This is a genomic window from Streptomyces sp. NBC_01689, assembly GCF_036250675.1.
Lineage (GTDB): Bacteria > Actinomycetota > Actinomycetes > Streptomycetales > Streptomycetaceae > Streptomyces.
Map to the genome: position 1 here is coordinate 5,735,061 of NZ_CP109592.1, position 26,277 is coordinate 5,761,337.

General features: G+C 71.8%; 23 protein-coding genes. 14 read left to right on the top strand and 9 right to left on the bottom strand.

What is annotated here, in order from left to right; all coding sequences use genetic code 11:
* Positions 1 to 166 precede the first annotated feature (166 nt).
* From rsmA to OG776_RS24505, 7 genes are all read left to right on the top strand, one after another.
* A complete protein-coding gene (gene rsmA, locus OG776_RS24475; RefSeq protein WP_148008809.1) occupies positions 167 to 1,066 on the top strand; it encodes a 16S rRNA (adenine(1518)-N(6)/adenine(1519)-N(6))-dimethyltransferase RsmA in 900 nt (299 codons plus the stop codon).
* Positions 1,063 to 1,962, top strand: coding sequence for a 4-(cytidine 5'-diphospho)-2-C-methyl-D-erythritol kinase (locus OG776_RS24480; RefSeq protein WP_148008808.1), 900 nt, complete (start codon positions 1,063 to 1,065; stop codon positions 1,960 to 1,962). The genes rsmA and OG776_RS24480 overlap by 4 nt, the downstream gene beginning before the upstream one ends.
* Before the next feature lie 130 nt (positions 1,963 to 2,092).
* A complete protein-coding gene (locus OG776_RS24485; protein ID WP_329322530.1) occupies positions 2,093 to 3,430 on the top strand; it encodes an acyltransferase family protein in 1,338 nt (445 codons plus the stop codon).
* 342 nt (positions 3,431 to 3,772) lie between these two features.
* Positions 3,773 to 5,578, top strand: a complete 1,806-nt coding sequence (locus tag OG776_RS24490; RefSeq protein ID WP_148008807.1) for an ABC-F family ATP-binding cassette domain-containing protein — start codon at positions 3,773 to 3,775, stop codon at positions 5,576 to 5,578.
* A gap of 259 nt (positions 5,579 to 5,837) precedes the next feature.
* Positions 5,838 to 7,715 carry an outer membrane protein assembly factor BamB family protein gene (locus OG776_RS24495; protein WP_329322531.1) on the top strand — a complete coding sequence of 626 codons (1,878 nt, stop codon included), beginning with the start codon at positions 5,838 to 5,840 and terminating at the stop codon, positions 7,713 to 7,715.
* A gap of 76 nt (positions 7,716 to 7,791) precedes the next feature.
* Positions 7,792 to 9,627, top strand: coding sequence for an outer membrane protein assembly factor BamB family protein (locus OG776_RS24500; RefSeq protein ID WP_329322532.1), 1,836 nt, complete (start codon positions 7,792 to 7,794; stop codon positions 9,625 to 9,627).
* 223 nt (positions 9,628 to 9,850) lie between these two features.
* Complete coding sequence (locus OG776_RS24505) at positions 9,851 to 10,525, top strand: helix-turn-helix transcriptional regulator (RefSeq protein WP_148008804.1); 675 nt, start codon at positions 9,851 to 9,853, stop codon at positions 10,523 to 10,525.
* 130 nt (positions 10,526 to 10,655) lie between these two features.
* Here the strand turns inward: OG776_RS24505 and OG776_RS24510 are convergent, their stop codons facing one another.
* Positions 10,656 to 10,973: a hypothetical protein gene (locus OG776_RS24510; RefSeq protein ID WP_148008803.1), complete on the bottom strand. Its 318-nt coding sequence runs from the start codon at positions 10,971 to 10,973 to the stop codon at positions 10,656 to 10,658.
* A gap of 43 nt (positions 10,974 to 11,016) precedes the next feature.
* Entirely contained in the window at positions 11,017 to 12,741 is a 1,725-nt protein-coding gene (locus OG776_RS24515) for a sodium:solute symporter family protein (protein WP_261994489.1), read from the bottom strand.
* A gap of 161 nt (positions 12,742 to 12,902) precedes the next feature.
* On the opposite strand from OG776_RS24515, the gene galT reads away from it, so the two are divergent.
* From galT to galK, 3 genes are read left to right on the top strand one after another with little or no spacing between them, the layout of a single operon-like run.
* Positions 12,903 to 13,991 carry a galactose-1-phosphate uridylyltransferase gene (galT, locus tag OG776_RS24520; protein WP_329322533.1) on the top strand — a complete coding sequence of 363 codons (1,089 nt, stop codon included), beginning with the start codon at positions 12,903 to 12,905 and terminating at the stop codon, positions 13,989 to 13,991.
* The gene (galE, locus tag OG776_RS24525) at positions 13,988 to 14,956 is read left to right on the top strand and encodes a UDP-glucose 4-epimerase GalE (RefSeq protein ID WP_148008801.1); all 969 of its coding nucleotides are present in this window, start codon (positions 13,988 to 13,990) and stop codon (positions 14,954 to 14,956) included. Before galT ends, galE begins: the two co-directional genes overlap by 4 nt.
* Positions 14,957 to 16,099 carry a galactokinase gene (galK, locus tag OG776_RS24530; protein WP_148008800.1) on the top strand — a complete coding sequence of 381 codons (1,143 nt, stop codon included), beginning with the start codon at positions 14,957 to 14,959 and terminating at the stop codon, positions 16,097 to 16,099. It abuts the gene before it with no gap.
* 39 nt (positions 16,100 to 16,138) lie between these two features.
* On the opposite strand, the gene OG776_RS24535 is transcribed toward galK, so the two are convergent.
* Positions 16,139 to 16,582 (bottom strand): GNAT family N-acetyltransferase, encoded by a 444-nt coding sequence (locus tag OG776_RS24535; RefSeq protein WP_148008799.1) that lies wholly within the window; start codon positions 16,580 to 16,582, stop codon positions 16,139 to 16,141.
* 302 nt (positions 16,583 to 16,884) lie between these two features.
* Between OG776_RS24535 and OG776_RS24540 the strand changes: the two genes are divergently transcribed.
* The gene (locus tag OG776_RS24540) at positions 16,885 to 17,652 is read left to right on the top strand and encodes a LuxR C-terminal-related transcriptional regulator (protein WP_148008798.1); all 768 of its coding nucleotides are present in this window, start codon (positions 16,885 to 16,887) and stop codon (positions 17,650 to 17,652) included.
* Here OG776_RS24540 and OG776_RS24545 read toward each other — a convergent pair.
* Positions 17,611 to 18,108, bottom strand: coding sequence for a MarR family winged helix-turn-helix transcriptional regulator (locus tag OG776_RS24545; RefSeq protein WP_148008797.1), 498 nt, complete (start codon positions 18,106 to 18,108; stop codon positions 17,611 to 17,613). The two genes, OG776_RS24540 and OG776_RS24545, sit on opposite strands and share 42 nt — an antisense overlap.
* 133 nt (positions 18,109 to 18,241) lie before the next feature.
* Here OG776_RS24545 and OG776_RS24550 point away from each other — a divergent pair, with 133 nt between their 5' ends.
* Both OG776_RS24550 and OG776_RS24555 read left to right on the top strand, forming a co-directional pair.
* Positions 18,242 to 19,048 carry a trans-aconitate 2-methyltransferase gene (locus tag OG776_RS24550; protein WP_148008796.1) on the top strand — a complete coding sequence of 269 codons (807 nt, stop codon included), beginning with the start codon at positions 18,242 to 18,244 and terminating at the stop codon, positions 19,046 to 19,048.
* 2 nt (positions 19,049 to 19,050) lie between these two features.
* Entirely contained in the window at positions 19,051 to 19,458 is a 408-nt protein-coding gene (locus tag OG776_RS24555; protein ID WP_148008795.1) for a VOC family protein, read from the top strand.
* On the opposite strand, the gene OG776_RS24560 is transcribed toward OG776_RS24555, so the two are convergent.
* Positions 19,455 to 20,135, bottom strand: a complete 681-nt coding sequence (locus tag OG776_RS24560) for a TetR/AcrR family transcriptional regulator (protein WP_148008794.1) — start codon at positions 20,133 to 20,135, stop codon at positions 19,455 to 19,457. The two genes, OG776_RS24555 and OG776_RS24560, sit on opposite strands and share 4 nt — an antisense overlap.
* Positions 20,132 to 21,142, bottom strand: coding sequence for an acyl-CoA desaturase (locus OG776_RS24565; RefSeq protein ID WP_148008793.1), 1,011 nt, complete (start codon positions 21,140 to 21,142; stop codon positions 20,132 to 20,134). The genes OG776_RS24560 and OG776_RS24565 overlap by 4 nt, the downstream gene beginning before the upstream one ends.
* 340 nt (positions 21,143 to 21,482) lie before the next feature.
* On the opposite strand from OG776_RS24565, the gene ppc reads away from it, so the two are divergent.
* On the top strand, positions 21,483 to 24,215 hold the full coding sequence (gene ppc, locus OG776_RS24570; RefSeq protein WP_148008792.1) for a phosphoenolpyruvate carboxylase: 2,733 nt from the start codon (positions 21,483 to 21,485) through the stop codon (positions 24,213 to 24,215).
* A gap of 110 nt (positions 24,216 to 24,325) precedes the next feature.
* On the opposite strand, the gene OG776_RS24575 is transcribed toward ppc, so the two are convergent.
* The 3 genes from OG776_RS24575 to OG776_RS24585 form a co-directional block, all read right to left on the bottom strand.
* Entirely contained in the window at positions 24,326 to 24,823 is a 498-nt protein-coding gene (locus tag OG776_RS24575) for a hypothetical protein (RefSeq protein WP_148008791.1), read from the bottom strand.
* 118 nt (positions 24,824 to 24,941) lie between these two features.
* Positions 24,942 to 25,553, bottom strand: coding sequence for an aminoacyl-tRNA hydrolase (gene pth, locus OG776_RS24580; RefSeq protein ID WP_148008790.1), 612 nt, complete (start codon positions 25,551 to 25,553; stop codon positions 24,942 to 24,944).
* Between the two features lie 88 nt (positions 25,554 to 25,641).
* Positions 25,642 to 26,226: a 50S ribosomal protein L25/general stress protein Ctc gene (locus OG776_RS24585; protein ID WP_148008789.1), complete on the bottom strand. Its 585-nt coding sequence runs from the start codon at positions 26,224 to 26,226 to the stop codon at positions 25,642 to 25,644.
* Positions 26,227 to 26,277: the final 51 nt, after the last annotated feature.

The window sequence follows — 26,277 nt, forward strand, 5'->3', positions numbered from 1 at the left end:
GTGTCGTGGGGCTGCGGCCCGTCGCGGGGCCGGTGAAATGCCGGGTGCGGCGGGCGCCCCTCCGGGGCGCGGGGAACTGCGCGGTCAGCCCCCACGCACCCGCACCCGCATCCTCCCCCCGTCACAGAGGGCAGGTGGAACCTGCCACGCCCCGTACCCTGGCTGCGTGAACAGCCCCACCCCCGACGCCCTCCTGGGCCCCGCCGAGGTCCGCGAACTCGCGGGCGCCCTCGGTGTGCGGCCCACCAAGCAGCGCGGCCAGAACTTCGTGATCGACGCCAACACCGTCCGCCGCATCGTGCGTACCGCCGGCGTCCGGGAGGACGACGTGGTCGTGGAGGTGGGCCCCGGCCTCGGCTCGCTGACCCTCGCGCTGCTGGAGGCGGCCGACCGGGTGGTCGCCGTCGAGATCGACGACGTCCTCGCGGGCGCCCTCCCCGCGACCGTCGCGGCCCGCATGCCGGCCCGTGCCGACCGGTTCGCGCTCGTGCACTCCGACGCCATGCATGTGACCGGGCTCCCGGGCCCCGCGCCCACCGCGCTCGTCGCCAACCTCCCGTACAACGTCGCCGTGCCCGTGCTGCTGCACATGCTCGACACCTTCCCCAGCATCGAGCGCACGCTCGTCATGGTGCAGGCGGAGGTCGCCGACCGCCTCGCCGCCGACCCCGGCTCGAAGGTGTACGGCGTGCCGAGCGTCAAGGCCAACTGGTACGCCGACGTCAAGCGGGCCGGGTCGATCGGCCGCAATGTCTTCTGGCCCGCCCCGAACGTCGACAGCGGCCTCGTCTCCCTCACCCGGCGCACCGAGCCCGTGGCCACCACGGCCTCCCGGCACGAGGTCTTCGCCGTCGTCGACGCCGCCTTCGCCCAGCGCCGCAAGACCCTGCGCGCCGCCCTGGCCGGCTGGGCGGGATCGCCCGTCGCCGCCGAGGCCGCCCTCGTCGCCGCCGGGGTCTCCCCGCAGGCCCGCGGCGAGTCCCTCACCGTCGAGGAGTTCGCCCGCATCGCGGAGCACCGCGCCGCCGGGAACACCACCGAGAACAAGGAGTCGGTCCAGCCGTGACGCAGTCGGTGACGGTCCGCGTGCCCGCCAAGGTCAACGTCCAGCTCTCCGTCGGCGGCGTCCGCCCCGACGGCTTCCACGACCTGGCCAACGTGTTCCTCGCGGTCGGCCTGTACGACGAGGTCACGGTGGAGCCGGCCGACGAGCTGCGCGTCACCTGCTCGGGCCCCGACGCCGACCAGGTCCCCCTGGACCGTACGAACCTCGCGGCCCGCGCCGCCCTCGAACTCGCCCGCCGCCACGGCGTCGACCCCGCCGTCCACCTCCACATCGCCAAGGACATCCCCGTCGCCGGCGGCATGGCGGGCGGCAGTGCCGACGGCGCCGGTGCGCTGCTCGCCTGCGACACCCTCTGGGGAACCGGCGCCTCGCGCGAGGAACTCCTGGACATCTGCGCCGAGTTGGGCAGCGACGTACCGTTCGCCCTGGTCGGCGGCGCGGCGCTCGGCGTCGGCCGCGGCGAGCAGCTGCGGACGCTGGAGGTCGGCGGGACCTTCCACTGGGTCTTCGCCCTCGCCGAGCGCGGACTGTCGACCCCGGCGGTCTTCCGGGAGTTCGACCGGCTGAACGAAGGGGTGCGGATCCCCGAACCGGTCGCCTCGCAGGAGCTGTTGGAGTCCCTGGCGAAGGGAGACGCCGCCGCCCTCGCGGCCACGGTCTCCAACGACCTGCAGCCCGCCGCGCTCTCCCTCTTCCCGGCCCTCGCCGACACCCTCGCCGCGGGCCGCGCCTCCGGGGCCCTCGCCGCGCTCGTCTCCGGCTCGGGACCGACCACCGCCTTCCTCGCGGCCGACGCCGAGTCCGCGCGGGCGGTGGCCGACGCGCTGCGTGCCTCCGGCACCTGCCGGACGGTGCGGGTCACCGACGGTCCCGCGCCGGGCGCCGCCGTCGTGTGACCCCGCGGTCCCGTGGCCCGCGCGGCCACCCGGCCCGCCGACCCCCGTGCGGGGCGAACGCCCGTACTCAGAGGCGAGTTGAGTACGGGCGCGCTGACGCCGAGAGGCCCCGCGGCGCGACCGTACCGGTATGGGATCAAGCGCTCGTGAGCTCGCCGCGGCCACCCCCGCGACGCGCGACAAGTACATCGACCTGCTCCGGGTCGCCTCGCTCGGCACGGTGGTGCTGGGGCACTGGCTGATGGCCGCCGTCTCGGTGGGCGACGACGGACGGGCCGAGGTCGGCAACCTGCTCGCCGTGCAACCCCGGCTGCAGGTCCTCACCTGGGTGCTCCAGGTCATGCCCGTCTTCTTCTTCGTCGGCGGGTTCTCGCACGCGCGGTCCTACCGCTCGCTGCGGCGCCGGGCGGAGCGCGAGGGCACGCGGGGCGGGCTCTACGCCGCGTTCCTGCGGGGGCGGCTCCGCCGGCTGCTGCGGCCGACGGCGGTGTTCATCGGAGTGTGGGGGCTCGCGGCGCTCCTGTCGCAGCTCGCCGGAGCGCGGGGCGGGCTGCTGGACGTGTCCCTGCGTCTGGTCGCCCAGCCCCTGTGGTTCATAGGGATCCATCTGGCGATGGTGGCCTTCACCCCGCCGCTGCTGCGGCTCCACGAACGATGGGGATGGGGCGCGTTCGCCGGCCTCGTCGTGGCGGCGGGCTGCGTGGACGTCCTCCGGTTCGGCCTCGGTGTCCCGTACGTCGCGTTCCTCAACTTCGCCTTCGTCTGGCTCGCGGTGCACCAGCTGGGATTCCTGCGCGCGGACGGGAGACCGCGGCGGCCGTACGTCCTCGCGGGCGCCGGGCTCGCCGGGGCGGCGCTCCTGGTGGCCCTCGGGCCGTACCCGCTCTCCATGGTCGGGATGCCCGGCGAGCGGATCTCGAACATGGCGCCCCCGACCTTCGCGCTGCTGTGCCACGGACTGTGGCTGGTCGGCGGGGTGGAACTGCTGCGGGGGGCGGCGGAACGGTGGCTGCGCGGGCCGCGGGTGTGGCGGGCGGTCGTCGCGGCCAACGGGATCTCCATGACGGCCTTCCTGTGGCATCTCACCGCGATGCTCGGGGTGTACGGGGTGCTGCTGGGGATCGGGGTACGGCTGCCGGAGCCGGGCTCGCCGGAGTGGTGGGCGCAGGTGCCGGCGCGGGGGGTGGCGGCCGCGGTGGTGACGGCGGGGCTCGTCGCCGTCTTCCGAGGATTCGAGCGGGGCTCCCGGGCGGCCGGGGCGGCCCCGGTGTCCGGGGGTGCGCGGGGGGCCGCGGCGGTGGGGGTGGCCCTGTGCCTGTTCGGGGTTCTGGGGCTCTCGCTGGTCGGGTTCGGGGGGCTTCTGGAGGGGCGTACGGCGGTGTTGGTGGCGGTGCGGGTGTCCGCGCCGGGGGCGGTCGTGATGATGCTGGTGGGGTGGTTGCTGGTGGAACGGACGGGCCGCGCCTGACCGGGGGTCTTCGCCCCCGCCGCCCCTACCCGACCATCCCGTACCTGGGGGCTCCGCCCCCAGACCCCCACCAGGGGCGCTGCGCCCCCTGGACCCCCGCCCTCGCCCGAAGGGCTCGTCCTCAAACGCCGGACGGGCTGACATACCTGCCCCCGGCCGGCACCAGCAGCCCGTCCGGCGCTTGAGGACGAGGCCGTCCAGGCCGAACGGGGGTCTGGGGGCGGAGCCCCCAGGTACGGACGGGTCGGGTAGGGGCGGCGGGGGCGGGAAAAGGCCGTGGATCGCGGGTGCGGACCGCCGGACTACTCTTGAGGGTCGATCGTCCCCCTTGTCAGGAGAGAAATGGCCGTCAACCTGGTCAATGTCGAGTCCGTCAGCAAGGTGTACGGCACCCGTGCCCTGCTCGACGGAGTCTCCCTCGGCGTCAGCGAGGGCGACCGCATCGGTGTGGTCGGGCGGAACGGCGACGGCAAGACCACCCTCATCCGCATGCTCGCCAAGCTGGAGGAGGCCGACACCGGCCGTGTCACGCACTCCGGCGGGCTGCACCTGGGCGTGCTGACGCAGCACGACTCGCTCGACCCCACGGCCACCGTCCGCCACGAGGTCATCCGCGACCTGGCCGACCACGAGTGGGCGGGGAACTCCAAGATCCGGGACGTGCTGACCGGCCTCTTCGGCGGCCTGGACCTGCCCGGGTTCCCGCAGGGGCTGGACACCGTCATCGGCCCCCTCTCCGGAGGAGAGCGCCGCCGTATCGCCCTCGCCAAGCTGCTCATCGAGGAGCAGGACCTGATCATCCTCGACGAGCCCACCAACCACCTGGACGTGGAGGGCATCGCCTGGCTCGCCCAGCACCTGCGGGAGCGCCGCTCCGCGCTGGTCTGCGTCACCCACGACCGGTGGTTCCTCGACCAGGTCTGCACCCGCATGTGGGACGTGCAGAAGGGCGCGGTGTACGAGTACGAGGGCGGCTACTCCGACTACGTCTTCGCCCGCGCCGAGCGGGAGCGCATCGCCGCCACCGAGGAGGTCAAGCGGCAGAACCTGGTCCGCAAGGAGCTCGCCTGGCTGCGTCGCGGCGCCCCGGCCCGTACCTCCAAGCCCCGCTTCCGGGTCGAGGCCGCCAACGAGCTGATCGCGGACGTGCCGCCGCCCCGCGACAAGAGCGAGCTGATGAAGTTCGCCAGCTCCCGGCTCGGCAGGACCGTCTTCGACCTGGAGGACGTGACCGTACAGGCCGGGCCCAAGGTGCTGCTCAAGCATCTGACCTGGCACCTCGGCCCCGGCGACCGGGTCGGCCTGGTGGGCGTGAACGGCGCCGGCAAGACCTCGCTGCTGCGCGCCATGGCCGAGGCCGCCCGCAGCGACGGGGACCTGCAGCCCGCCGCCGGCCGGATCGCCACCGGCAAGACCGTCAAGCTCGCCTACCTCTCCCAGGAGGTCGCCGAGCTCGACCCGACCTGGCGCGTGCTCCAGGCCGTCCAGGCCGTGCGTGACCGCGTCGACCTGGGCAAGGGCCGCGAGCTGACCGCGGGGCAGCTGTGCGAGACGTTCGGGTTCAACAAGGAGAAGCAGTGGACGCCCGTCGGCGACCTGAGCGGCGGTGAGCGGCGCAGGCTGCAGCTGCTGCGGCTGCTCATGGACGAGCCCAACGTGCTCTTCCTCGACGAGCCGACGAACGACCTCGACATCGAGACGCTGACCCAGCTGGAGGATCTCCTCGACGGCTGGCCCGGCTCGATGGTCGTGATCTCCCACGACCGGTTCTTCATCGAGCGGACCACGGACAACGTGTTCGCCCTGCTCGGCGATGCCACCCTGCGCATGCTGCCGCGCGGGATCGACGAGTACCTGGAGCGCCGCAAGCGGATCGAGGAGGTCGCCGCTGCCGCCGTGCCGGCCGCCGCCCCCGCGCCGGCCAAGGGGGCCTCGGCCGCCGACGCGCGCGCCGCCAAGAAGGAGCTGCAGAGGATCGAGCGGCAGCTCGACAAGATCTCCGAGAAGGAGACCAGGCTGCACGCCCAAATCGCCGACAACGCGACGGACTTCGCGAAGGTGGCCGAACTCGACGCCGAACTGCGCGGATTGACCGGCGAGCGCGAGGAACTGGAGCTGCGCTGGCTGGAGCTCGCTGAGGACGCGTAGGCCTCGGTCGGGCGGCGCGCACGTCCCGTGAAGGGGGCGTGAAGGCGCGTAACGAGGGCATCACGGGCCGGTCCTCCCTTGGGAACAGGGGAGCGACCGGCCCCTCTTCCGTGGGACGTGAAGTGATACAAAGGGCGGTCTGAGACCAGTCTGAGAACCACCGGCGTGGCGCGCGACGCGGTGCGGACGAGGCCCGTACGGGGCCGGCCGCCGACGCCGCCGGTGGGGTGCCACATCAGTGAATGAGGGGGACGCGCTGATGAGTCAGCCGCCGAACGAGCCGCCGCCGGGCGGCTTCGGAGCACCGCAGGACCAGCCGCCGGCGGAGGGTTTCGGCCCGCCCCAGGATCCACGGCAGGCGACTCCGCCGCCCGCGGGGCCGCCCCAGGCGCCCCCGCCCCCGCAGGGCCCGCCGGCCGGAGCGCCGCAGCCCGGCTACGGCTACCCGCAGCAGCCCGGCCCGTACGCGCAGCCGGGTCCCTACGGTCAGCCCGGCCCCTACGCCCAGCCCGGTCCGTACCAGCAACAGCCGGGCCCCTACGGTCAGCCCGGCCCCTACACCCCGCAGCCGGGGTACGGGCAGGTCCCCGGACAGGGGCAGGGTTACGGTCCCGGGTACGGCCATCCCGGACAGGCGCCGTATCCGGGCGCGCCGGGCACTCCGCCGCCCGGTACACCCGGCGGTTCGAGGAACCCCTTCAAGGGGCGGCCCGCCATGGTCGTCGGGGCGGCCGTGGCCGCGCTGCTCGTCGTCGGCGGGACGGTGTGGGCCGTCACCGGCGGCGGTGGTGACGGCGGGAAGAAGCCGGTCGCGGAGAACAGCAAGGACAGCAAGGACGGCAAGGGCGGCGGGCAGAGCGCGTCCCCGGCTCCGGTCAACCCGGGCGACGGCAGCGGCGACGGCGGCGAGGACCCGGAGGACCTCAACGACGGCCGCCAGGCCGGTGAGGCGAAGGTGCTCTGGTACAAGCAGGCGCCGGACGCGCCCGGTTCGGGCGCGGACGCCCCCGGCCAGTGGATCACCGGCAAGGCCGCGGTGAAGGCCGCGTACAAGCAGCTGTTCGCCTACGACGTCGGTGACGGCAAGCCCACGTGGGCCCCGGTCACGTTCCCGCAGAAGATCTGCGCGGTCACCCCGCAGAAGACGTCCGACGACAAGATCGTCGTGGCGTACATGAGCGGCGCGGGCGACGGCGCCAAGTGCAACCAGCTCCAGCAGATCGACCTCGCCACCGGCGCCAAGGGGTGGAGCGGGAAGGTCGCCGACGGTGCGCTCTTCGACAGCACGCTCAGCGTCGAACTGTCCGTCTCCGGCAAGACGTTGATGGTCGGCCGTTCGCAGTCCGGTACGGCCTACGACGTCACCAGCGGCAAGAAGCTCTGGGACAAGAAGAACTACGGCCAGGCCTGTTACCCGGCCGCGTTCGCGGGTGGCGCGAAACTCCTGTCCGTCGCGTCCTGCGGGGCCGGCAGCCCCACCCAGCACGACGAGGTGCAGGAGCTGGACCCGGCCACCGGCAAGGTGCGGTGGACCAGGAAGATGCCCAAGGGCTGGCGCGTCGTGCGGGCCTACTCCGTCGACCCCGTCGTCCTCTACATGACCAACGACGACAAGAAGACGGTCAACATCACCGCCCTGAAGGACAACGGGGACGTGCGCTCGCAGTTGTCGAGCAAGGACTCCTTCGCGCCCGAGTGCGGGTTCACCGTCATCGCCCGTGACCTGACGGGCTGCCTCGGCGCCGTCGCCGACGCGAACACCCTCTACCTGCCGACCGAGGCGAAGACCGGCGCCAACGAGGTCGTCGCGTTCGACCTCGCGACCGGCAAGGAGAAGTGGCGCGTCAAGTCCCCCTCCGACGAGTCGATGATGCCGCTGAAGATGGACGGCACCCGGCTGATCGCGTACGTCGAGCCGTCGTACGACGCCGGCGGGCGGGTCGTGTCGATACCGACCACGGGCAGTGGCCACACCCCGGCGAAGCTGCTGCAGAACCCGCGGGGTACGGCGTCGATCGAGAACGGCTTCTACTCGAAGGCGGTCGACTACGTGGACGGCCGCTTCTACCTCTCCACCACCCGGCTGACGGGCAACGACCAGTCGAGGGAGAAATTGATGCTGGCCTACGGCAAGTGAGGCGCGCCCACGCCGCCTTCGGCACCTCCTTCCCCGTCCCCGTCCCCGACGCATCCGCATCCGAGGTACACACACCATGAGCCAGCCGCCGCCCCCGCCGCCGCCCAACGAGCCCCCGAAGGAAGGGCCCGGCGCGCCCCAGGACCCGCCGCCGGGCGGGTTCGGCGCCCCGCAGGCACCTCCGCCCGGCGGGTTCGGCGCCCCGCAGACGCCCCCGCCGCCCCCGCAGGGCCCGGGGTACGGCTACCCGCAGACGCCGCCGCCCCCGGCGCAGCCGGGGTACGGTCATCCCGGTCAGCAGCCCGCGCAGCCCGGGTACGGCTACCCGGGTCAGCAGCCCGCGCAGCCGGGGTACGGCTACCCGGGTCAGCAGCCCGCGCAGCCGTACGGCTACGGCTATCCGCAGCAGCCGCCGACCTACCCCATGCAGCCGCAGGCCGCCCCGGGCGGCGGGCGGAGGATCAGCGCCCAGGCGCTCATCATCGTCGCGGCCGTCGTGGCCGTCGCCCTGATCATCGGCGGCGGGGTGTGGTACTCGTCCTCCGGCGGAGGGGACGGCAAGAACAACTCCGCCGGCAGCGGCGGTACCGGCGGCAAGAAGGACAAGGGCGGTTCGGGCGCCGGCGGAACCACCGGTTCGAACGGCGGGGAGAAGGTCCCGGCCGACACCAGCTCCAAGGTCCTCTTCCAGGTGCCCGCGCCGTCCGTGACCGCGTCGAGCAGCGTGACCACCGTCGGGTCCTGGCTCACCGACAAGGTGTACGCCAAGAGCGGCAACGCCGAGGTCGTCGGCTACGACCCCGGCTCCGGCGCCAAGCTGTGGACGATCAAGCTCCCCGGCCCGGTGTGCTCGGCCAGCCGGCACGCCACCGACGCCGGCCGGACCGCGATCGTCTACGAGCCCGCCATGCCGACCAAGTCCCAGCCCTCGCACGGCTGCAGCGAGGTCGCCGCGCTCGACCTCGCCGCCGGCAAGGAGCTGTGGGCCAAGTCCGTGAAGTCCGGTGACCAGAAGATCAGCCTGGACAACGTCACCGTCAGCGCGAACACCGTCGCCACGGGCAGCACCAGCGGCGGCGCCGCGTTCGACATCTCCACCGGCAAGGCGCTCTGGGCCCCGAAGCCCACGGACAGCTGCTACGACGCCGGGTACGCCGGCGGCACCAAGCTGGTCGCGGTCCGCAAGTGCGGTGCGTACGGCAGCGCGCGCCAGCTGCACATCCAGACCATCGACCCGGCCTCCGGGAAGGTGATCTCCGAGTACAAGATGTCGCCGGGCATCGAGTACGCGAGCGTCGTGTCGACCGACCCCCTCGTGGTCGCCGCCGACGTCGGCGACACCGCCGGGGACGGCAGCGGGATCTCCGACTTCTTCTCGATCGACAACAAGACCGGACGGCTGCGCACCAGGATCTCGGCGCCCGGCAAGACGTACGCCGCCAAGTGCGACGGCATCAGCAAGACCGAGGCCTGCACGATGCTCGCGGTCGGCAACGACAGGCTCTACATCCCGACCGAGGAACACGACGGCACCGGTCAGTACAGCCAGACCAACGAGATCGTCGCCTTCGACCTCGGCACCGGGAAGCAGACAGGCCAGCGCGCCAACGCGGGCGACGGCTACACGATCTCCCCGCTGCGCATGGACGGCGGGAACATCCTGGCGTACAAGCGTCCGCCGTACGACAAGGGCGGGCAGATCGTCAGCATCGACGGCACCACCTTCAAGGAGACCAAGCTCCTGGAGAACCCGGCGACACGGTCGGTCCGCGACGCGGAGACGAGCATGCTCCCGGACTACGCGGAGATCCTCTACGGCGACGGCCGTCTCTACATGTCGGCGGTCTACGCCCACAAGCCGACCAGCTCCGACGAGAAGGAGTACCTGGCGATCGTGTTCGGCACGCGCTGACCGGTGTGCCGTCGTCACGGCCCCGCCCCTGCCCGGGGCGGGGCCGTTCGCTTACCCCTCGGCATTCCCGATTGCGAGGAATTTCGGTATTCCGGGGCGGTTCTCTCCGGTAGGGGAAGCGGAACGTCGAACAAGCGTGTAGCTTCCGGGGGATGAAGAGCCGGGGGGCTCCTCATCCACGGGGAACCAGTGGGGATGCTCGGGGGGACTGGGGGGTTGCTCGATGGGAGTGCGGCTCATGGTGGTCGACGACCACCGACTGCTCGCCGAGGCGCTGGCCTCGGCGTTGAAGTTGCGCGGGCACCGGGTGCTCGCCGCCGCCGCGCCCGCCGCGGGAGCGGCGGAGCTGGTGATCACGAGGGCACCCGAGGTGTGCCTGATCGGTACGGCGACACCCGCCGAGCCGGGGATGTTCGACCCGGTGGTCAAGATCAAGCGGGAGCGTCCGCAGGTGGCGGTCGTGGTACTGGGACCGGTGCCGAACCCGCGTGGCATAGCCGCCGCGTTCGCCGCGGGCGCCTCGGGATACGTACGCCACGACGAGCGCATCGAGGGCGTCGAGCGGGCGATCATGAAAGCGCGGGCGGGTGAGGCGGCGGTGGCCCCGGGGCTGCTCCAGGGTGCCTTCAGCGAGCTGCTCAACCCCGTCGCGCAGCCCGACGACGAGGGTCAGCGCCTGCTCCAGATGCTGACGCCCCGGGAGGTCGAGGTGCTGGTCCGGGTCGCCGACGGGGAGGACACCCGGCTGATCGCGGCGGGCATGGGCATCGCGCCGTCCACGGCCCGTACCCATGTCCAGCGGGTGCTGATGAAGCTGGGCGTGGGGTCGCGGCTGGAGGCGGCGGCGCTGGCGGCCCGGACGGGACTGCTCGACCGGGCGGGGCCGGTGGCGACGTAGCCCCCGGGCCGACGACGTGGCCGGGCCGGTGGGTGCGGTGTCCGGGGTCCGGGGTCCGGTGCTCCGCCGCGCCCGGGAGGGGCCGGGCCTCCGGCGAGACCCGGCCCGTGGACGCCCCCCTGCCGCCCGGCTACTCGGCCGGCTTTCCCTCCCTCTCCCCGGCGTCCGGAACCGGCGGCGCCAGCGGGCGCAGCCAGAGCCAGACCAGGAAGAAGAGGCCAAGGGCCAGCATGCCCAGACCGGTCCAGAGGTTGATGTTGACGCCCTGCGTCTTGGTGCGGTCGGCGTCGGAGGCGGTCAGCCCGGCGACCGTGACGATGACGCCGTAGACGAGGAACAGGCCGCCGATGATGCGGCGGATGTCGAAGAGGCGGGCCGCGGTCGCGGACTCCTTCTCCAGCTCCGTGACCTCACGCTGGACGTCGCGGTCCGAATAGTGGTCGGACATGGTTTCCTGGGCCTTTCTCTGCGGGGTGGGCGCCGGAGCGGGATCAGAACGAGAAGGGGAGATAGCAGGCGGCCGCCAGGATCAGCGCGCCCCAGCCCAGCAGGGCGGGCCTGCGGTACCAGGCGTCGTCGCCCGCGGCGGCCGGCTCGGCGGTGCCCGGGGAGCGAGTGCCGTAGACCAGGCCCTGGAGGTCCTCCGCCGGTTTGGGCGCGGTGAAGAGGGAGACCGCGACCATCACCACCGCGCCGGCCACGAAGCCCGCGATCGCCGACACGAAGTTCGCGCCCTGGTCGGAGGGGATGCCGATGATGCCCTGCTTGTAGATGACGAAGTAGTTGACCATCGCGGCGGTGGTGCCCGCGAGCAGTCCCCAGAACCCCGACTTCACGGACGCCCGCTTCCAGAACATGCCGACGATGAAGACCACGAACATCGGCACGTTGAAGAAGGAGAAGAGCGTCTGGAGGTAACTCATGATGTTGGAGAAGGACGACGCCAGGAAGGCCGTCCCGATCGACGCGAGGACGCCGATCACCGTGATCATGCGGCCGAAGCGGATGTAGTAGGCGTCCTCACGGTCTCTGACCACGTACTTCGCCCAGATGTCGGTGGTGAACACGGTGTTGAAGGACGACACGTTGGCCGCCATGCCCGCCATGAAGGCCGCGAGCAGACCGGTCACGGCGATGCCGAGCACACCGTTGGGCAGCAGTTCCTGCATCAGGTAGGGAATCGCGTCGTTGTACTGCAGGTCCGAGCCGCTCGTGCCGATCTTGGGGACCAGTACGGCCGCCACCAGTCCCGGGATCATCACCAGGAAGACGATGAAGATCTTCGGGTACGCGGCGATGAGCGGGGTGCGCCGGGCCGCGCTCAGGTTCTTGGCCGACAGCGCGCGCTGTACCTCCGCGAAGTTCGTCGTCCAGTAGCCGAAGGAGAGCACGAAGCCGAGGCCGAGCACGATGGTCAGCCAGTTGGCGCCGAGCGGGTTGTCGCTGCCGATGCCGGTGCCGCCCCACGCGGTGGTGAAGTTCGCGCCGTGGGACCGGTCGAGGGAGTCCGTCAGACCGTTCCAGCCGCCGACCCGGTGCAGGCCGAGCACCGCGATCGGGATCAGCGCGGCGAGGATGACGAAGAACTGCAGCACCTCGTTGTAGATCGCGGACGACAGGCCGCCGAGCGTGATGTACGCGAGGACGAAGAAGCCGGCGACCACGATCGCCACCCACTGCGGCCAGCCGAGCAGCGCCTCGACGACGATCGCGAGCGAGTAGAGGTTCACCCCCGCGATGAGGATCGCCGCGAAGGCGAACAGGATCGAACTCAGCAGGTGTGCCCATTTGTCGAAACGCAGCAGCAGGAACTCGGGGACCGAGCGGACCTTCGAGCCGTAGTAGAACGGCATCATCACCAGGCCGAGGAAGACCATGGCGGGGATGGCGCCGATCCAGTACCAGTGCACGGTGTAGACGCCGTACTGCGCGCTGTTCGCGGCCATGCCCAGGATCTCGGTGGCGCCCAGGTTGGCCGAGATGAACGCGAGGCCGGTGACCCAGGCGGGGAGTGAGCGTCCGGACAGGAAGAAGTCGAGGCTGGTCCTGACCGAGCGCTTCGCGGCGAAGCCGATGCCGAGGACGACGGCGAAGTAGATCCCGAGGATCGTGTAGTCGAGCCCGTTGGTGGGGAGCCGGAGCCCTTCGGCCAGTCGGACGGTGGAGCCGGCGGCCAGGCGGAGGGTCCCGTCGGCCAGGTAGGTGGGGGTAGGCATGCCGGTATCTATGCCCCGTGCGCCCCACGGGCCGCCCTAGCTTCACAGAGACCCCCCAAACCCGCACAGGCATTGACGTTACTGTTGCATTGTGATTTGTTGTGTTGGGTTCTGTTGGATGGCTTTGCTGGTTCGAAGCGGTGTGGATGAGGAGTCCAGCGGTGAAGAAGACCTCGACCCGGCTTGCCGACGGTCGTGAGCTGATCTACTACGACTCGGCCGACGACACGGTGCGCGACGCGGTGGACCGCCGCCCGCTGGAGCCGACCGTCACCAGCTCCCAGGTGCGGCGTGACCCGCTCCTCGGCGACGCGGTGGCGATCGCCTCGCACCGCCAGGGCCGCACCTACCACCCGCCGGCCGACGAATGCCCCCTGTGTCCCTCCCAGGGCGACCGGCTGAGCGAGATCCCCGACTCCTCGTACGACGTCGTGGTCTTCGAGAATCGTTTCCCCTCCCTGGCCGGCGACTCCGGCCGGTGCGAGGTCGTCTGCTTCACCTCCGACCACGACTCGTCCTTCGCCGACCTGACCGAGGAGCAGGCGGGACTCGTCCTGGAGGCCTGGACCGACCGGACGGCGGAGCTGTCCCATCTCTCCTCCGTCGAACAGGTCTTCTGTTTCGAGAACCGCGGTGCCGAGATCGGGGTGACGCTCGGCCACCCGCACGGGCAGATCTACGCCTACCCGTTCACCACCCCGCGGACGGCGCTGATGCTGCGCTCGCTGGCCACGCACAAGGAGGCGACCGGCGGCGGCAACCTCTTCGACGAGGTCGTCGCGCGCGAGCTCGCCGAGGGCGAGCGGATCGTCCTGGAGACCGAGCACTGGGTCGCCTTCGTGCCGTACGCCGCGCACTGGCCCTACGAGGTCCATCTCTACCCCCGGCACCGGGTGCCCGACCTGCTCGCCCTCGGGGAGGACGCGCGCGGGGAGTTCCCCCGGGTCTATCTGGAACTCCTCAGGCGCTTCGACCGGATCTTCGACGGGCCGGCCGGTGAGAAGGAAGGCGCGGGGGAGCCTCCGACCCCGTACATCGCCGCCTGGCACCAGGCCCCGTTCGGCGCGCTGGAGGAGTTCGAGGGCGTCAACCGTGACGATTTCGCGCTCCACCTCGAGCTTTTCACCATTCGCCGCACTTCCGGCAAGCTGAAGTTCCTCGCGGGTTCCGAGTCCGGCATGAGTGTGTTCATCAACGACGTGCCGCCGGAGGCCGCGGCTCAGCGACTGCGAGAGGTAGCGAGTACATGAGTGGGAAGTACCTGGTCACCGGTGGCGCCGGATATGTCGGCAGTGTGGTCGCGCAGCACCTGATCGAAGCCGGCCACGAGGTCACCGTCCTGGACAACCTGTCGACCGGCTTCCGCGAGGGCGTCCCGGCCGAGGCCTCCTTCATCGAGGGCGACATCCGCGACGCCGCCAAGTGGCTGGACGCCTCGTACGACGCCGTCCTGCACTTCGCCGCGTTCTCGCAGGTCGGCGAGTCCGTGGTGAAGCCCGAGAAGTACTGGGACAACAACGTCGGCGGCACCATGGCGCTGCTCGCGGCCATGCGCGAGGCGGGCGTGCGCCGGCTGGTCTTCTCCTCGACCGCCGCCACGTACGGCGAGCCGGAGACCACCCCCATCGTCGAGACCTCGCCGACCAGGCCCACCAACCCCTACGGCGCCTCCAAGCTCGCCGTCGACCACATGATCACCGGAGAGGCCGCGGCCCACGGGCTGGGCGCGGTGTCGCTGCGGTACTTCAACGTGGCGGGCGCCTACGGCGCGCAGGGCGAGCGGCACGACCCCGAGTCGCACCTGATCCCGCTGGTGCTCCAGGTCGCGCAGGGGCGCCGCGAGGCGATCTCCGTCTACGGCGACGACTACCCGACGCCGGACGGCACCTGCATCCGCGACTACATCCACGTCGCGGACCTCGCGGACGCCCATCTGCTGGCGCTGAAGGCCGCCGTCCCGGGGGAACACCTCATCTGCAACCTCGGCAACGGCAACGGGTTCTCGGTCCGCGAGGTCGTCGAGACCGTCCGCCGGGTGACCGGGCACCCGATCCCCGAGGTCATGGCGGAGCGCCGCGCCGGGGACCCCGCGGTACTGGTCGCCTCCGCGGAGACCGCGCGCGAGCGGCTCGGCTGGAACCCGTCGCGCTCGGACCTCGCCGGAATCGTCGCGGACGCGTGGGCGTTCGCGCAGAACATCGCAAGGGAGCAGTAGGTGGGGGTTCGCGAGGGCTTCGAGGAGCTGTACGGTGCCGCGCCCGAGGGCGTCTGGGCGGCGCCCGGCCGGGTCAACCTGATCGGCGAGTACACGGACTTCAACGAGGGGTTCGTGATGCCCCTCGCGCTGCCGCACACCGCGGTCGCCGCGGTGTCGCGCCGCGACGACGGGGTGCTGCGGCTGCACTCGGCCGACATCGAGGGACCGGTCGTCGAGCTGCGTGTCGACGAGCTGGCGCCGCTGACGAACACCAGCTGGGCCGCGTACCCGGCGGGTGTGGTGTGGGCGCTGCGCGAGGCAGGGCACGCGGTGACGGGTGCCGACGTGCACCTCGCCTCGACCGTGCCCACCGGCGCGGGGCTGTCCTCCTCGGCCGCCCTGGAGGTCGTCGTCGCGCTCGCCCTCGACGACCTCTACGGACTCGGGCTCACCCGGCCCGAGCTGGCCCGCCTCGCGCAGCGCGCCGAGAACGACTTCGTCGGCGTGCCGTGCGGGATCATGGACCAGACGGCGTCGGCGTGCAGCACCGAGGGACATGCGCTGCACCTGGACTGCCGGGATCTGTCGATCCGGCAGATCCCCTTCGACCTGGCCTCCCAGGGCCTGGAGCTGCTGGTCGTCGACACCCGGGTGAAGCACGCCCTGGGCGACGGGGCGTACGCCGAGCGGCGTGAAGGGTGCGAGGAGGGCGCGCGGCAGCTGGGGGTCTCCCATCTGCGGGACGTCCGTCACGAGGAGCTCGACGCGGCGCTCGCGCGGTTGTCCGACGAGCGGGTGCGCCGGTACGTGCGCCATGTCGTCTCCGACGACCACCGGGTGGAGCGGGTGGTCGCGCTGCTGGACGCGGGGGACGTGCGGGCCATCGGTCCGGTCCTCACGGACGGGCACGCCTCGCTCCGGGACGATCTGCGGATCTCCTGCGAGGAGTTGGACCTGGCCGTCGCCACGGCGAACGCCGCGGGGGCGCTGGGGGCGCGGATGACGGGCGGTGGCTTCGGGGGCTCGGCGATCGTGCTGGTCGAGTCGGCCGACGTGGACTCCGTCGGCAAGGCGGTGGCGGAGGCGTTCGCGGAGGCCGGGTACACCGCGCCGCGGGTGTTCCCGGCGGTGCCTTCGGCGGGCGCACGCCGACTGCGCTGACCCGCGTTCTTCTCGCCCCCGCCGGCGGGACGCGGCAGGTCAGCGCAGCTGTTTCGTCAGCGTGTACTCCGTGGTCCCGGGCGGATAGTCCGGGACCACGCACACCACCTCGTACCCCCGCTTCCGGTAGAACCCGGGCGCCTGGAAGTCCCACGTCTCCAGCCGCGAGGCACGGCAGCCGCGCTCCTCCCGCGCCACCCGCTCGCCCTCCGCGAGGAGCCGGGAACCGAGCCCGGAACCCCGGTGGAGGTCGGCCACCCACAGATAGGTGACGTGCAGCCACGTCGTCCATGTGTGCCCGACGAGCCCGCCCGCGAGGTCACCGGCGGAGTCCATGGCCCAGACGTGGAGCGGGAGTTCGCGTTCGGCGGGGGTCCCGCGCAGCGCGCGCAGGACGGGAGACGCCGCCGTATTGGTGTCGAGCAGCCGGCGGCGGAGCAGTTCGCGCCGGCCTTTGTCGACTTCCGTCTCCAAGCGAAACATACGACTCACCCTAAACGCCCCGGCCAATCAGTTCTGCAAATCACCTTCCGCTCCCGGCCCCCGGCCGTACTCTGATGGACAGCGCCGGTGGGGGCCGGTGCTGATCAGGGGGCGAGACAGCCGGGTACGACACCCGGAGTGGGGGTAGCACTTCCAGCACGGCGGCGGCCGTGCGGCTGCGGCGCCCCGATCTCCGAGCCGGAGACCGGTTCGGGGTTCTCTCCGGGTGTCGTGCCTGCGCGGGTCGTCCCCCGACAATGGGGTATCCCCTGCTCCTCGGGAGCGTGGGGAAGGGGGTTTCTGTGGTTCGCATCCGAGTTCTGGTCGTCGACGATCACCGCATCTTCGCCGAGTCGCTCGCCGCGGCTCTGGCCGCCGAGCCCGATGTCGAGGTGTCCGCGGCCGGCAGTGGCCCGGCCGCGCTGCGCTGCCTGGAACGGGCGGCGGTGGAGGGCCGCCGGTTCGACGTGCTGCTCGTCGACGCCGACCTCGGCGGGAACGTGCCGGGCGTGCGGCCGGCCGTGCCGGTGCAGGAGAGCAACGAGGACGGGCTGGTCGACGGCATCTCGCTGGTCGCGGGCGTCCGCGCCGGTCAGCCCGGCGTGCGCATCGTCGTGCTCGCCGAGAAGGACGATCCGCGGCGGGCCGCCCTCGCCCTGCAGGCCGGTGCCTCGGGCTGGGTCGCCAAGGACTGCTCCCTGTCGCGGCTCCTCACCGTGATTCGGGGGGTGCTGCGGGACGAGACGCATCTCCCGCCCGCCCTGCTCACCGGTGTGCTGCGGGAGTTGACGGCCGCGCGCAAGCATCGCACCGAGAGCGAGCGGCTGGTGGAGTCGCTGACGCCGCGGGAGCGGGAGGTGCTGCGGTGCATGGTGGCGGGGCTGGGGCGCAAGGCCGTCGCCGAACGGCTGTTCCTCTCGCCGCACACCGTCCGGACCCATATGCAGAACGTGCTCGGGAAGCTGGGCGTGCACTCGACGCTCGCCGCGGTGGCGCTCGCCCGGCGCGCCGGGGTCGGGCCCGTCGACCTAGCCGGGGATGTTGTCGAACGGGGCGGTCAGCTGGCGTAGCAGCGAGGCGAGTTCGCCCCGCTGGGCCCTGCTGAGCTCGGCCAGGATCGCGCGCTCCTGGTCGAGGAGCCCGGCCAGCGCCTGGTCCGCGCGGTCACGGCCCTCGTCGGTGAGGCGGACGAGCACGCCGCGACGGTCGGTCGGGTCGGGGAGCCGCTCCACCAGACCCTTCTGCGTCAGCCGGTCGATACGGTTCGTCATCGTGCCGGAGGTGACGAGGGTCTGCGTGAGCAGTTGGCCGGGCGAGAGCTGGTACGGGGATCCGGCGCGCCGCAGCGCGGTCAGGACGTCGAACTCCCAGGGCTCCAGGCTGTGCTCGGAGAACGCCAGACGGCGGGCGCGGTCCAGGTGCCGGGCCAGCCTGCTGACCCTGCTGAGTACCTCGAGCGGTTCCACGTCGAGGTCAGGGCGCTCCCGGCGCCACGCTCCGACCAGCCGATCGACCTCGTCCTCCATGACGATCAGTGTAGTGGTTGTGTCGACATGAAGTCTCTTGATGTGGAGTCTCTTGACGTCGAGATACTTGGGTGTGAGGCTGGAGATCCACCCGGACACGATGTCCGTACGCGACTCCCGAGGAGGCCCGCCCATGCCCGCCACCACCCCCACCTGGGACCCGGGCCAGTACCTGCGTCACGCCGACCACCGCGCCCGCCCCTTCGCCGACCTCCTCGCCCGGGTCCCCGGACTGCCGCGCGACCCGGCCCGCATCGCCGACCTCGGCTGCGGCCCCGGGAACGTGACGGCCGGGCTGGCCGAGCGCTGGCCCACCGCGCGGATCACCGGCCTGGACAGCTCCCCGGAGATGCTGGCGCGGGCCGCGGCGCTCGCGGGCCCCACCCCGGGCGGCGGCCGCCTGGACTTCGCCCCCGCGGACGCCGGGACCTGGACGCCCGAGGAGCCGTACGACCTGGTCATCAGCAACGCGACCCTGCAGTGGGTGCCCGGCCACGTCACCCGCTTCCCCGACTGGGTGGCGGGCCTCGCCCCCGGCGGCACCTTCGCCTTCCAGGTCCCCGGCAACTTCGACGCCCCGAGCCACCGGCTGATGCGCGAACTCGCCCACTCCCCGCGCTGGAAGGACCGGCTGGCCGGTTCGCTGCGCCACGACGACGCCGTGCACACCCCGGCCGTCTACCTGGAGCAGCTCACCGCCCTCGGCTGCGCGGCCGACGTCTGGGAGACGACGTACCTGCACCTCCTCCAGGGCGAGGACCCCGTCCTCGACTGGGTGAAGGGGACCGGGCTGCGGCCGGTCCTCACCGAGCTGGGGGCGGACGCGGCGGACTTCGTCGCCGAGTACCGGGACGCGCTCCGCGAGGCGTATCCGGCGACCGGGCACGGCACCGTGTTCCCGTTCCGCAGGATCTTCGCCGTCGCGCGGAAGGCGGTCTGAGCGTGCTCGTCGCCGTCGACCACGTCCAGCTCGCCGCCCCGCCGGGGTCCGAGGACCTGCTGCGCCGCTTCTACACCGGCGCCCTCGGGATGACGGAGATCCCCAAACCGCCCGTCCTGGCCGCGCGCGGCGGCTGCTGGTTCCGGGCGGGAGCCGTCCAGCTGCATCTCGGGATCGAGGGCGCGGGGGGACCGGGCGGGTTCCGGCCCGCGAAGAAGGCGCATCCCGGCCTGCGGGTCACGGACATCGAGGCGTTCGCCGCCCGGCTGGCGTCCCGCGGGGCACCGGTCATCTGGGACGACGGCCTGCCCGGCCACCGCCGCTTCTACTCCGAGGACCCGGTGGGCAACCGGCTGGAGTTCCTGGAGCCCACCGGCCCCGGGCCCGGCGCCGTCGGCGGCCCGTCCTAGGACTTGCGGTGCCCTATCAGGCGGGGCTTCGGCTCCAGGCCGTCCAGGCCGTGCCAGGCGAGGTTCACCAGATGCGCGGCGACCTCGGCCTTGCGGGGCTTGCGGACGTCCAGCCACCACTGGCCGGTCAGCGCGACCATGCCGACCAGCGCCTGGGCGTAGAGCGGGGCGAGCTTGGGGTCGAAACCGCGGCTCTTGAACTCGCGGCCCAGGATGTCCTCCACCTGGGTGGCGATGTCGGAGATGAGCGAGGCGAAGGAGCCCGTGGACTGAGGGATGGGGGAGTCGCGGACCAGGATGCGGAAACCGTCCGTGTACTCCTCGATGTAGTCCAGGAGGGCGAACGCGGCCTGCTCGCACAGCTCACGCGGGTGGCCCGCCGTCAGGGAACCGGTGACCATGTCCAGCAGCCGGCGCATCTCACGGTCCACCACCACCGCGTACAGGCCCTCCTTGCCGCCGAAGTGCTCGTAGACCACCGGTTTGGAGACGCCCGCCTTGGCGGCGATCTCCTCCACCGACGTGCCCTCGAAACCCTTCGCGGCGAACAGGGTGCGGCCGATCTCCAGCAGCTGCTGACGGCGCTCGGCACCGGTCATGCGGGTGCGGCGCGCACGCCGCGGCTTTTCGTTGCTGCCTGGGGTGCTGCTGGAGTCGGTCGCCACGCCGTCAATCATGCCGGGTCGGACGCTTCCGTCTTGCGCCGGGCGGAGGACCCGTCGGTGTCCCGCTTGGAATCGATACGCGAGCGTGACGGCCAGCGCACGTCGTACGCCCAGCCCAGTTGCTCGCACCAGCGGATGATCCGGGCCGAGGAGTCCAGCTGGCCGCGCTCCACACCGTGCCGCGCCGAGGTCGGGTCGGCGTGGTGCAGGTTGTGCCAGGACTCGCCGCAGGACAGCACGGCCAGCCACCACACGTTGCCCGAGCGGTCACGCGACTTGAACGGGCGCTTGCCCACTGCGTGACAGATCGAGTTGATCGACCAGGTCACGTGGTGCAGCAGGGCCACCCGGACGAGCGAGCCCCAGAAGAAGCCGGTGAACGCGCCCCACCAGGACATCGTCGCCAGACCGCCGATCAGGGGCGGCAGCGCGAGCGAGAGCATCGTCCAGAAGATGAACTGGCGGGAGATCGCACGGATCGCCGGGTCCTTGATCAGGTCGGGGGCGTACTTCTCCTGCGGGGTCCGCTCCTCGTCGAACATCCAGCCGATGTGCGCCCACCACAGGCCCTTCATCAGCGCCGGAACCGTCTCGCCGTAACGCCACGGCGAATGCGGGTCGCCCTCGGCGTCGGAGAACTTGTGGTGCTTGCGGTGGTCGGCGACCCAGCGGACGACCGGACCCTCCACCGCCATCGAACCGGCGATCGCGACCGCGATCCGCAGCGGGCGTTTCGCCTTGAAGGAACCGTGTGTGAAGTACCGGTGGTAGCCGATCGTGACGCCGTGGCACCCCAGGTAGTAGAAGAAGACCATCAGCCCGAGATCCAGCCAGCTCACCCCCCAGCCCCAGGCCAGCGGCACCGCCGCGATCAGCGCGAGGAAGGGGACGGTGATGAAGAGGAGGAGCGTGAGCTGTTCGAGTGACCCCTTCTTCTCCCCGCCGAGGGTGGCGGAGGGGAGCGAGGGATCGTCGTTCGCCCCCGGGGCATCGTCGATCACATCGGAGCTCGTGGTCATGGGCGTCCCCTGTGGGATTCGAGGGTGGGGAGGAGTGGCCGGGTACGGGCTCCCAGGGTTCTCCCGTTGTCCGACGGGAATCCCTACGCTTCCGTAACCTACGGCATCGTAAGTATGGCAGCGCGCTGTCCGGCGGCAACAGCCCGAGACCCTGCGCGTCCACCTGGACACCTATCCTTGGAGTCGGTCGGACAGCGCGGTCCGTTCTGCTTTATTCCCGGATGCCACGTCCCTAAGCGGCAGCCGCCGCGCGGTCGTCACCCGGGTTCCCTCCCAGACGAGCTTCAGACGAGCTTCCACACTCTTCAGCCGAGCTTCCACACTGCAAGGAGCCGCACCTGTGAGCAGTGCCGACGACCAGACCACGACGACCAGCAGCGAGCTGCGCGCCGACATCCGCCGCCTGGGCGACCTGCTGGGGGAGACCCTCGTCCGCCAGGAGGGTCCCGAGCTCCTGGAACTGGTCGAGAAGGTCCGCCGCCTGACCCGCGAGGACGGCGAGGCCGCCGCCGAGCTGTTGCGCGGCACCGAGCTGGAGACCGCGGCCAAGCTGGTCCGCGCGTTCTCGACCTACTTCCACCTGGCGAACGTCACCGAGCAGGTGCACCGCGGCCGTGAGCTGCGCGCCCGGCGGGCCGCCGAGGGCGGACTGCTCTCCCGGACCGCCGACCGCCTCAAGGACGCCGACCCGGAGCACCTGCGGGAGACGGTCAAGAACCTCAACGTCCGCCCCGTCTTCACCGCCCACCCGACGGAGGCGGCCCGCCGCTCGGTCCTCAACAAGCTGCGCCGCATCGCCGCGCTCCTCGAAACCCCCGTCATCGAGGCCGACCGCCGCCGCCACGACACCCGGCTCGCGGAGAACATCGACCTGGTGTGGCAGACCGACGAGCTGCGGGTGGTCCGGCCCGAGCCCGCCGACGAGGCCCGCAACGCCATCTACTACCTGGACGAACTGCACGCCGGCGCCGTCGGGGACGTCCTGGAGGACCTCACCGCCGAACTGGAGCGCGTCGGCGTGAAGGTCCCCGACGAGACCAGGCCGCTGACCTTCGGCACCTGGATCGGCGGCGACCGCGACGGCAACCCGAACGTCACACCCGCCGTCACCTGGGACGTCCTGATCCTCCAGCACGAGCACGGCATCAACGACGCGCTGGAGATGATCGACGAACTGCGCGGCTTCCTGTCGAACTCGATCCGCTACACCGGAGCCACCGAGGAGCTGCTGGACTCCCTCCGCGCCGACCTGGAGCGGCTCCCGGAGATCAGCCCCCGCTACAAGCGGCTGAACGCCGAGGAGCCCTACCGGCTCAAGGCCACCTGCATCCGCCAGAAGCTGGAGAACACCAAGCAGCGCCTCGCCCGGGGCATCCCGCACGAGGCCGGCCGCGACTACCTCGGCACCGCCGAGCTGCTGCGCGACCTGACCCTGATCCAGACCTCGCTGCGCGAGCACCGCGGCGCGCTGTTCGCCGACGGCCGGATGAACCGCACCATCCGCACGCTGGCCGCCTTCGGGCTCCAGCTCGCCACCATGGACGTACGCGAACACGCGGACGCCCACCACCACGCCCTCGGCCAGCTCTTCGACCGGCTCGGCGAGGAGTCCTGGCGCTACACGGACATGCCCCGCGAGTACCGGGCGAAGCTCCTCGCCAAGGAACTGCGCTCCCGGCGCCCGCTGGCCCCGACCCCGGCGCCGGTCGACGCCGCCGGCGAGAAGACCATCGGTGTCTTCCAGACGGTCAGGCGGGCCCTTGAGGTCTTCGGACCCGAGGTCATCGAGTCGTACATCATCTCGATGTGCCAGGGCGCCGACGACGTGTTCGCCGCCGCCGTCCTCGCGCGCGAAGCCGGCCTGCTCGACCTGCACGGCGGCTGGGCGAAGATCGGCATCGTGCCGCTCCTGGAGACCACCGACGAGCTGCGCGCCGCGGACGTGATCCTGGACGACATGCTCGCCGACCCCTCCTACCGGCGCCTCGTGGCGCTGCGCGGAGACGTCCAGGAGGTCATGCTCGGATACTCCGACTCCTCGAAGTTCGGCGGCATCACGACCTCCCAGTGGGAGATCCACCGCGCCCAGCGTCGGCTGCGCGACGTCGCCCACCGGTACGGCGTGCGGCTGCGGCTCTTCCACGGCCGCGGCGGCACCGTCGGCCGCGGCGGCGGCCCCTCCCACGACGCGATCCTGGCGCAGCCCTGGGGCACGCTGGAGGGCGAGATCAAGGTGACCGAGCAGGGCGAGGTCATCTCCGACAAGTACCTCGTGCCGTCGCTCGCCCGGGAGAACCTGGAACTCACGGTCGCCGCCACCCTCCAGGCCTCCGCCCTGCACACCGCGCCGCGCCAGTCCGACGAGGCGCTGGCCCGCTGGGACGCCGCGATGGACGTGGTCTCGGACGCGGCCCACTCCGCCTACCGCGGGCTGGTCGAGGACCCGGACCTGCCCACGTACTTCCTCGCCTCCACGCCGGTCGACCAGCTCGCCGACCTGCACCTGGGCTCGCGGCCCTCCCGCCGCCCCGGCTCGGGCGTCTCGCTCGACGGACTGCGCGCCATCCCCTGGGTCTTCGGGTGGACCCAGTCCCGGCAGATCGTGCCGGGCTGGTTCGGTGTCGGCTCCGGCCTCAAGGCACTGCGCGAGGCCGGCCTCGACAGCGTGCTCGACGAGATGCACGAGCAGTGGCACTTCTTCCGCAACTTCCTCTCGAACGTCGAGATGACGCTCGCGAAGACGGACCTGCGGATCGCCCGGCACTACGTCGACACGCTCGTCCCCGACGAGCTGAAGCACGTGTTCGCGACCATCGAGGCCGAGCACCGGCTCACCGTCAGCGAGGTGCTGCGCGTGACCGGCGGCGAGAAGCTGCTGGACACCAACCCGGTGCTCCAGCAGACCTTCTCGATCCGTGACGCGTACCTGGACCCGATCTCCTACCTCCAGGTGGCCCTGCTCAAGCGCCAGCGCGACGAGGCCGCGGCCGGCGGGGAACCCGACCCGCTGCTGTCCCGGGCCCTGCTGCTGACCGTCAACGGCGTGGCCGCCGGTCTGCGCAACACCGGCTGATCACCGACGAGCACGACGGCGGTACCCCCGTTTTCGGGGGTACCGCCGTCGTGCTCGTGAGGGCCGGGGAGGTCCCCTTCACAGGGGCCGGGAAGGCGGCCGTCAGCGGTTCACAGGGCCAGGAAGGCCGCCGTCAGCAGCGCGACCCCCGCGCCCGCCATCACCCAGGCCGACCGGGTGCGCCGCAGCCCGCCCCCGACCACCACGGCGGCCAGCAGCAGCGCGCCGCCGAAGGGAACCCACGCGTAGAGCAGCCCGGCCGGGCCGCTGCGGACCACGTCCGCGGTGCCGGGCTTCACCGTGACCGCGTACGTACGGCCCTTGCGCACCGCGGCCGGTTCCTCGATCGTCACGCGGGCCCGCGCCCGGGAACCCGCCGAGACCGGCCGGTAGGGACCGGTGCACCGGTCCTGCGAGCACGCCGTCACGGTCATCGTGCCCTGCTCCCGGCCCTTGCCCAGCATCACGTGCTGAGCCGTGCCCCAGGAGCCCTGGACACCGGCGAGCAGGATCAGTGCCGCGACCGTCCCCATCGCCGCGAGCCGCCCGAACCGCAGCGCCGTCCGCGCGTTCTTGCGGGGGCGCTTGCGTGAGCGGGCGGCGGACATGGCGGCGATCCTTGGCCATGGCCGTACGTGCGGTCAACTCGGCCGGGGACAAGTCCGCAGTTGTGCGCGTACGTCGCCCCGGGGTCACCGTCCGGAAGGTGAGGGCCCCGGCCGCGGCTCAGGAGTTGTACGTGCCCTGCGCGCGTTCCAGCCCGTCGATGACGAGGCATTCCACCGCGTCGGCGGCCCGGTCCACGAAGTAGCCCAGTTCCTTGCGCTCGGCCGGGGCGAAGTCCTTGAGCACGAAGTCGGCGACCTGCATCCGGCCCGGGGGACGGCCGATGCCGAAGCGCACGCGGTGGTAGTCGGGGCCCATCGCCTTCGTCATGGACTTCAGCCCGTTGTGCCCGTTGTCGCCACCGCCCAGTTTGAGCCGCAGCACGCCGTGGTCGATGTCGAGTTCGTCGTGGACCGCGACGACGTGGGCGAGCGGCACCTTGTAGAAGTCGCGCAGCGCGTTCACCGGCCCGCCGGACAGGTTCATGTACGACATCGGCTTGGCCAGGATCACCCGGCGGTTCGCCGGGCCGGGCGGGCCGATACGGCCCTCGATCACCTGCGCCTGGGCCTTCCCCGCCCGCTTGAATCTGCCGCCGATCCGCTCCGCCAGCAGGTCGGCGACCATGAAGCCCACGTTGTGCCGGTTCATGGCGTACTCGGGGCCGGGGTTGCCGAGGCCCACGATCAGCCAGGGGGCGCCTGCGTCCGTCGTCACGTCGGTGTCTCCCATGGGTCCTTGATGCGCCTCTGTCCTTGACAACACACCGACCGCCGCCCCGGGAGGGAGCGGCGGCCGGCGAGTGGGATTCCGGGAGGAATCAGGCCTCGGTGGTCTCGGTCTCGGCCTCGGCCGGGGCCTCCTCCGCCTGGGCGGCGAGGACCTGGAGGACGACCGCGTCCTCGTCGATCGCCAGCGAGGTGCCCTTGGGGAGCGGGATGTCCTTGGCCAGGATGGAGGCGCCGGCCTCCAGGCCCTCGATGGAGACGGTGACCGACTCCGGGATGTGGGTGGCCTCGGCCTCGACGGTCAGCGTGCTGAGCACGTGCTCGAGCAGGTAGGCGCCCGGGGCCAGCTCGCCCTCGGTGTGGACCGGGATCTCGACGTTGACCTTCTCGCCGCGCTTCACGAGGAGCAGGTCGACGTGGACCAGGTAGCCCTTGATGGCGTCGCGCTGGACGGCCTTCGGGATCGCGAGCTCGCTCTTGCCGTCGACGTCCAGGGAGAGCAGGACGTTCGGGGTGCGCAGGGCGAGCAGCAGGTCGTGGCCCGGCAGCGTCACGTGGACCGGCTCGGTGCCGTGGCCGTAGACCACGCCGGGAACCTTGTTCTCACGGCGGATGCGGCGGGCCGCGCCCTTGCCGAACTCGGTGCGGGTCTGGGCGGCGAGCTTGACCTCGGACATGTTCACTCCTCGTAGTAAGGGGCCCGAAGGGCCTGGGGATGAGTCACCCGG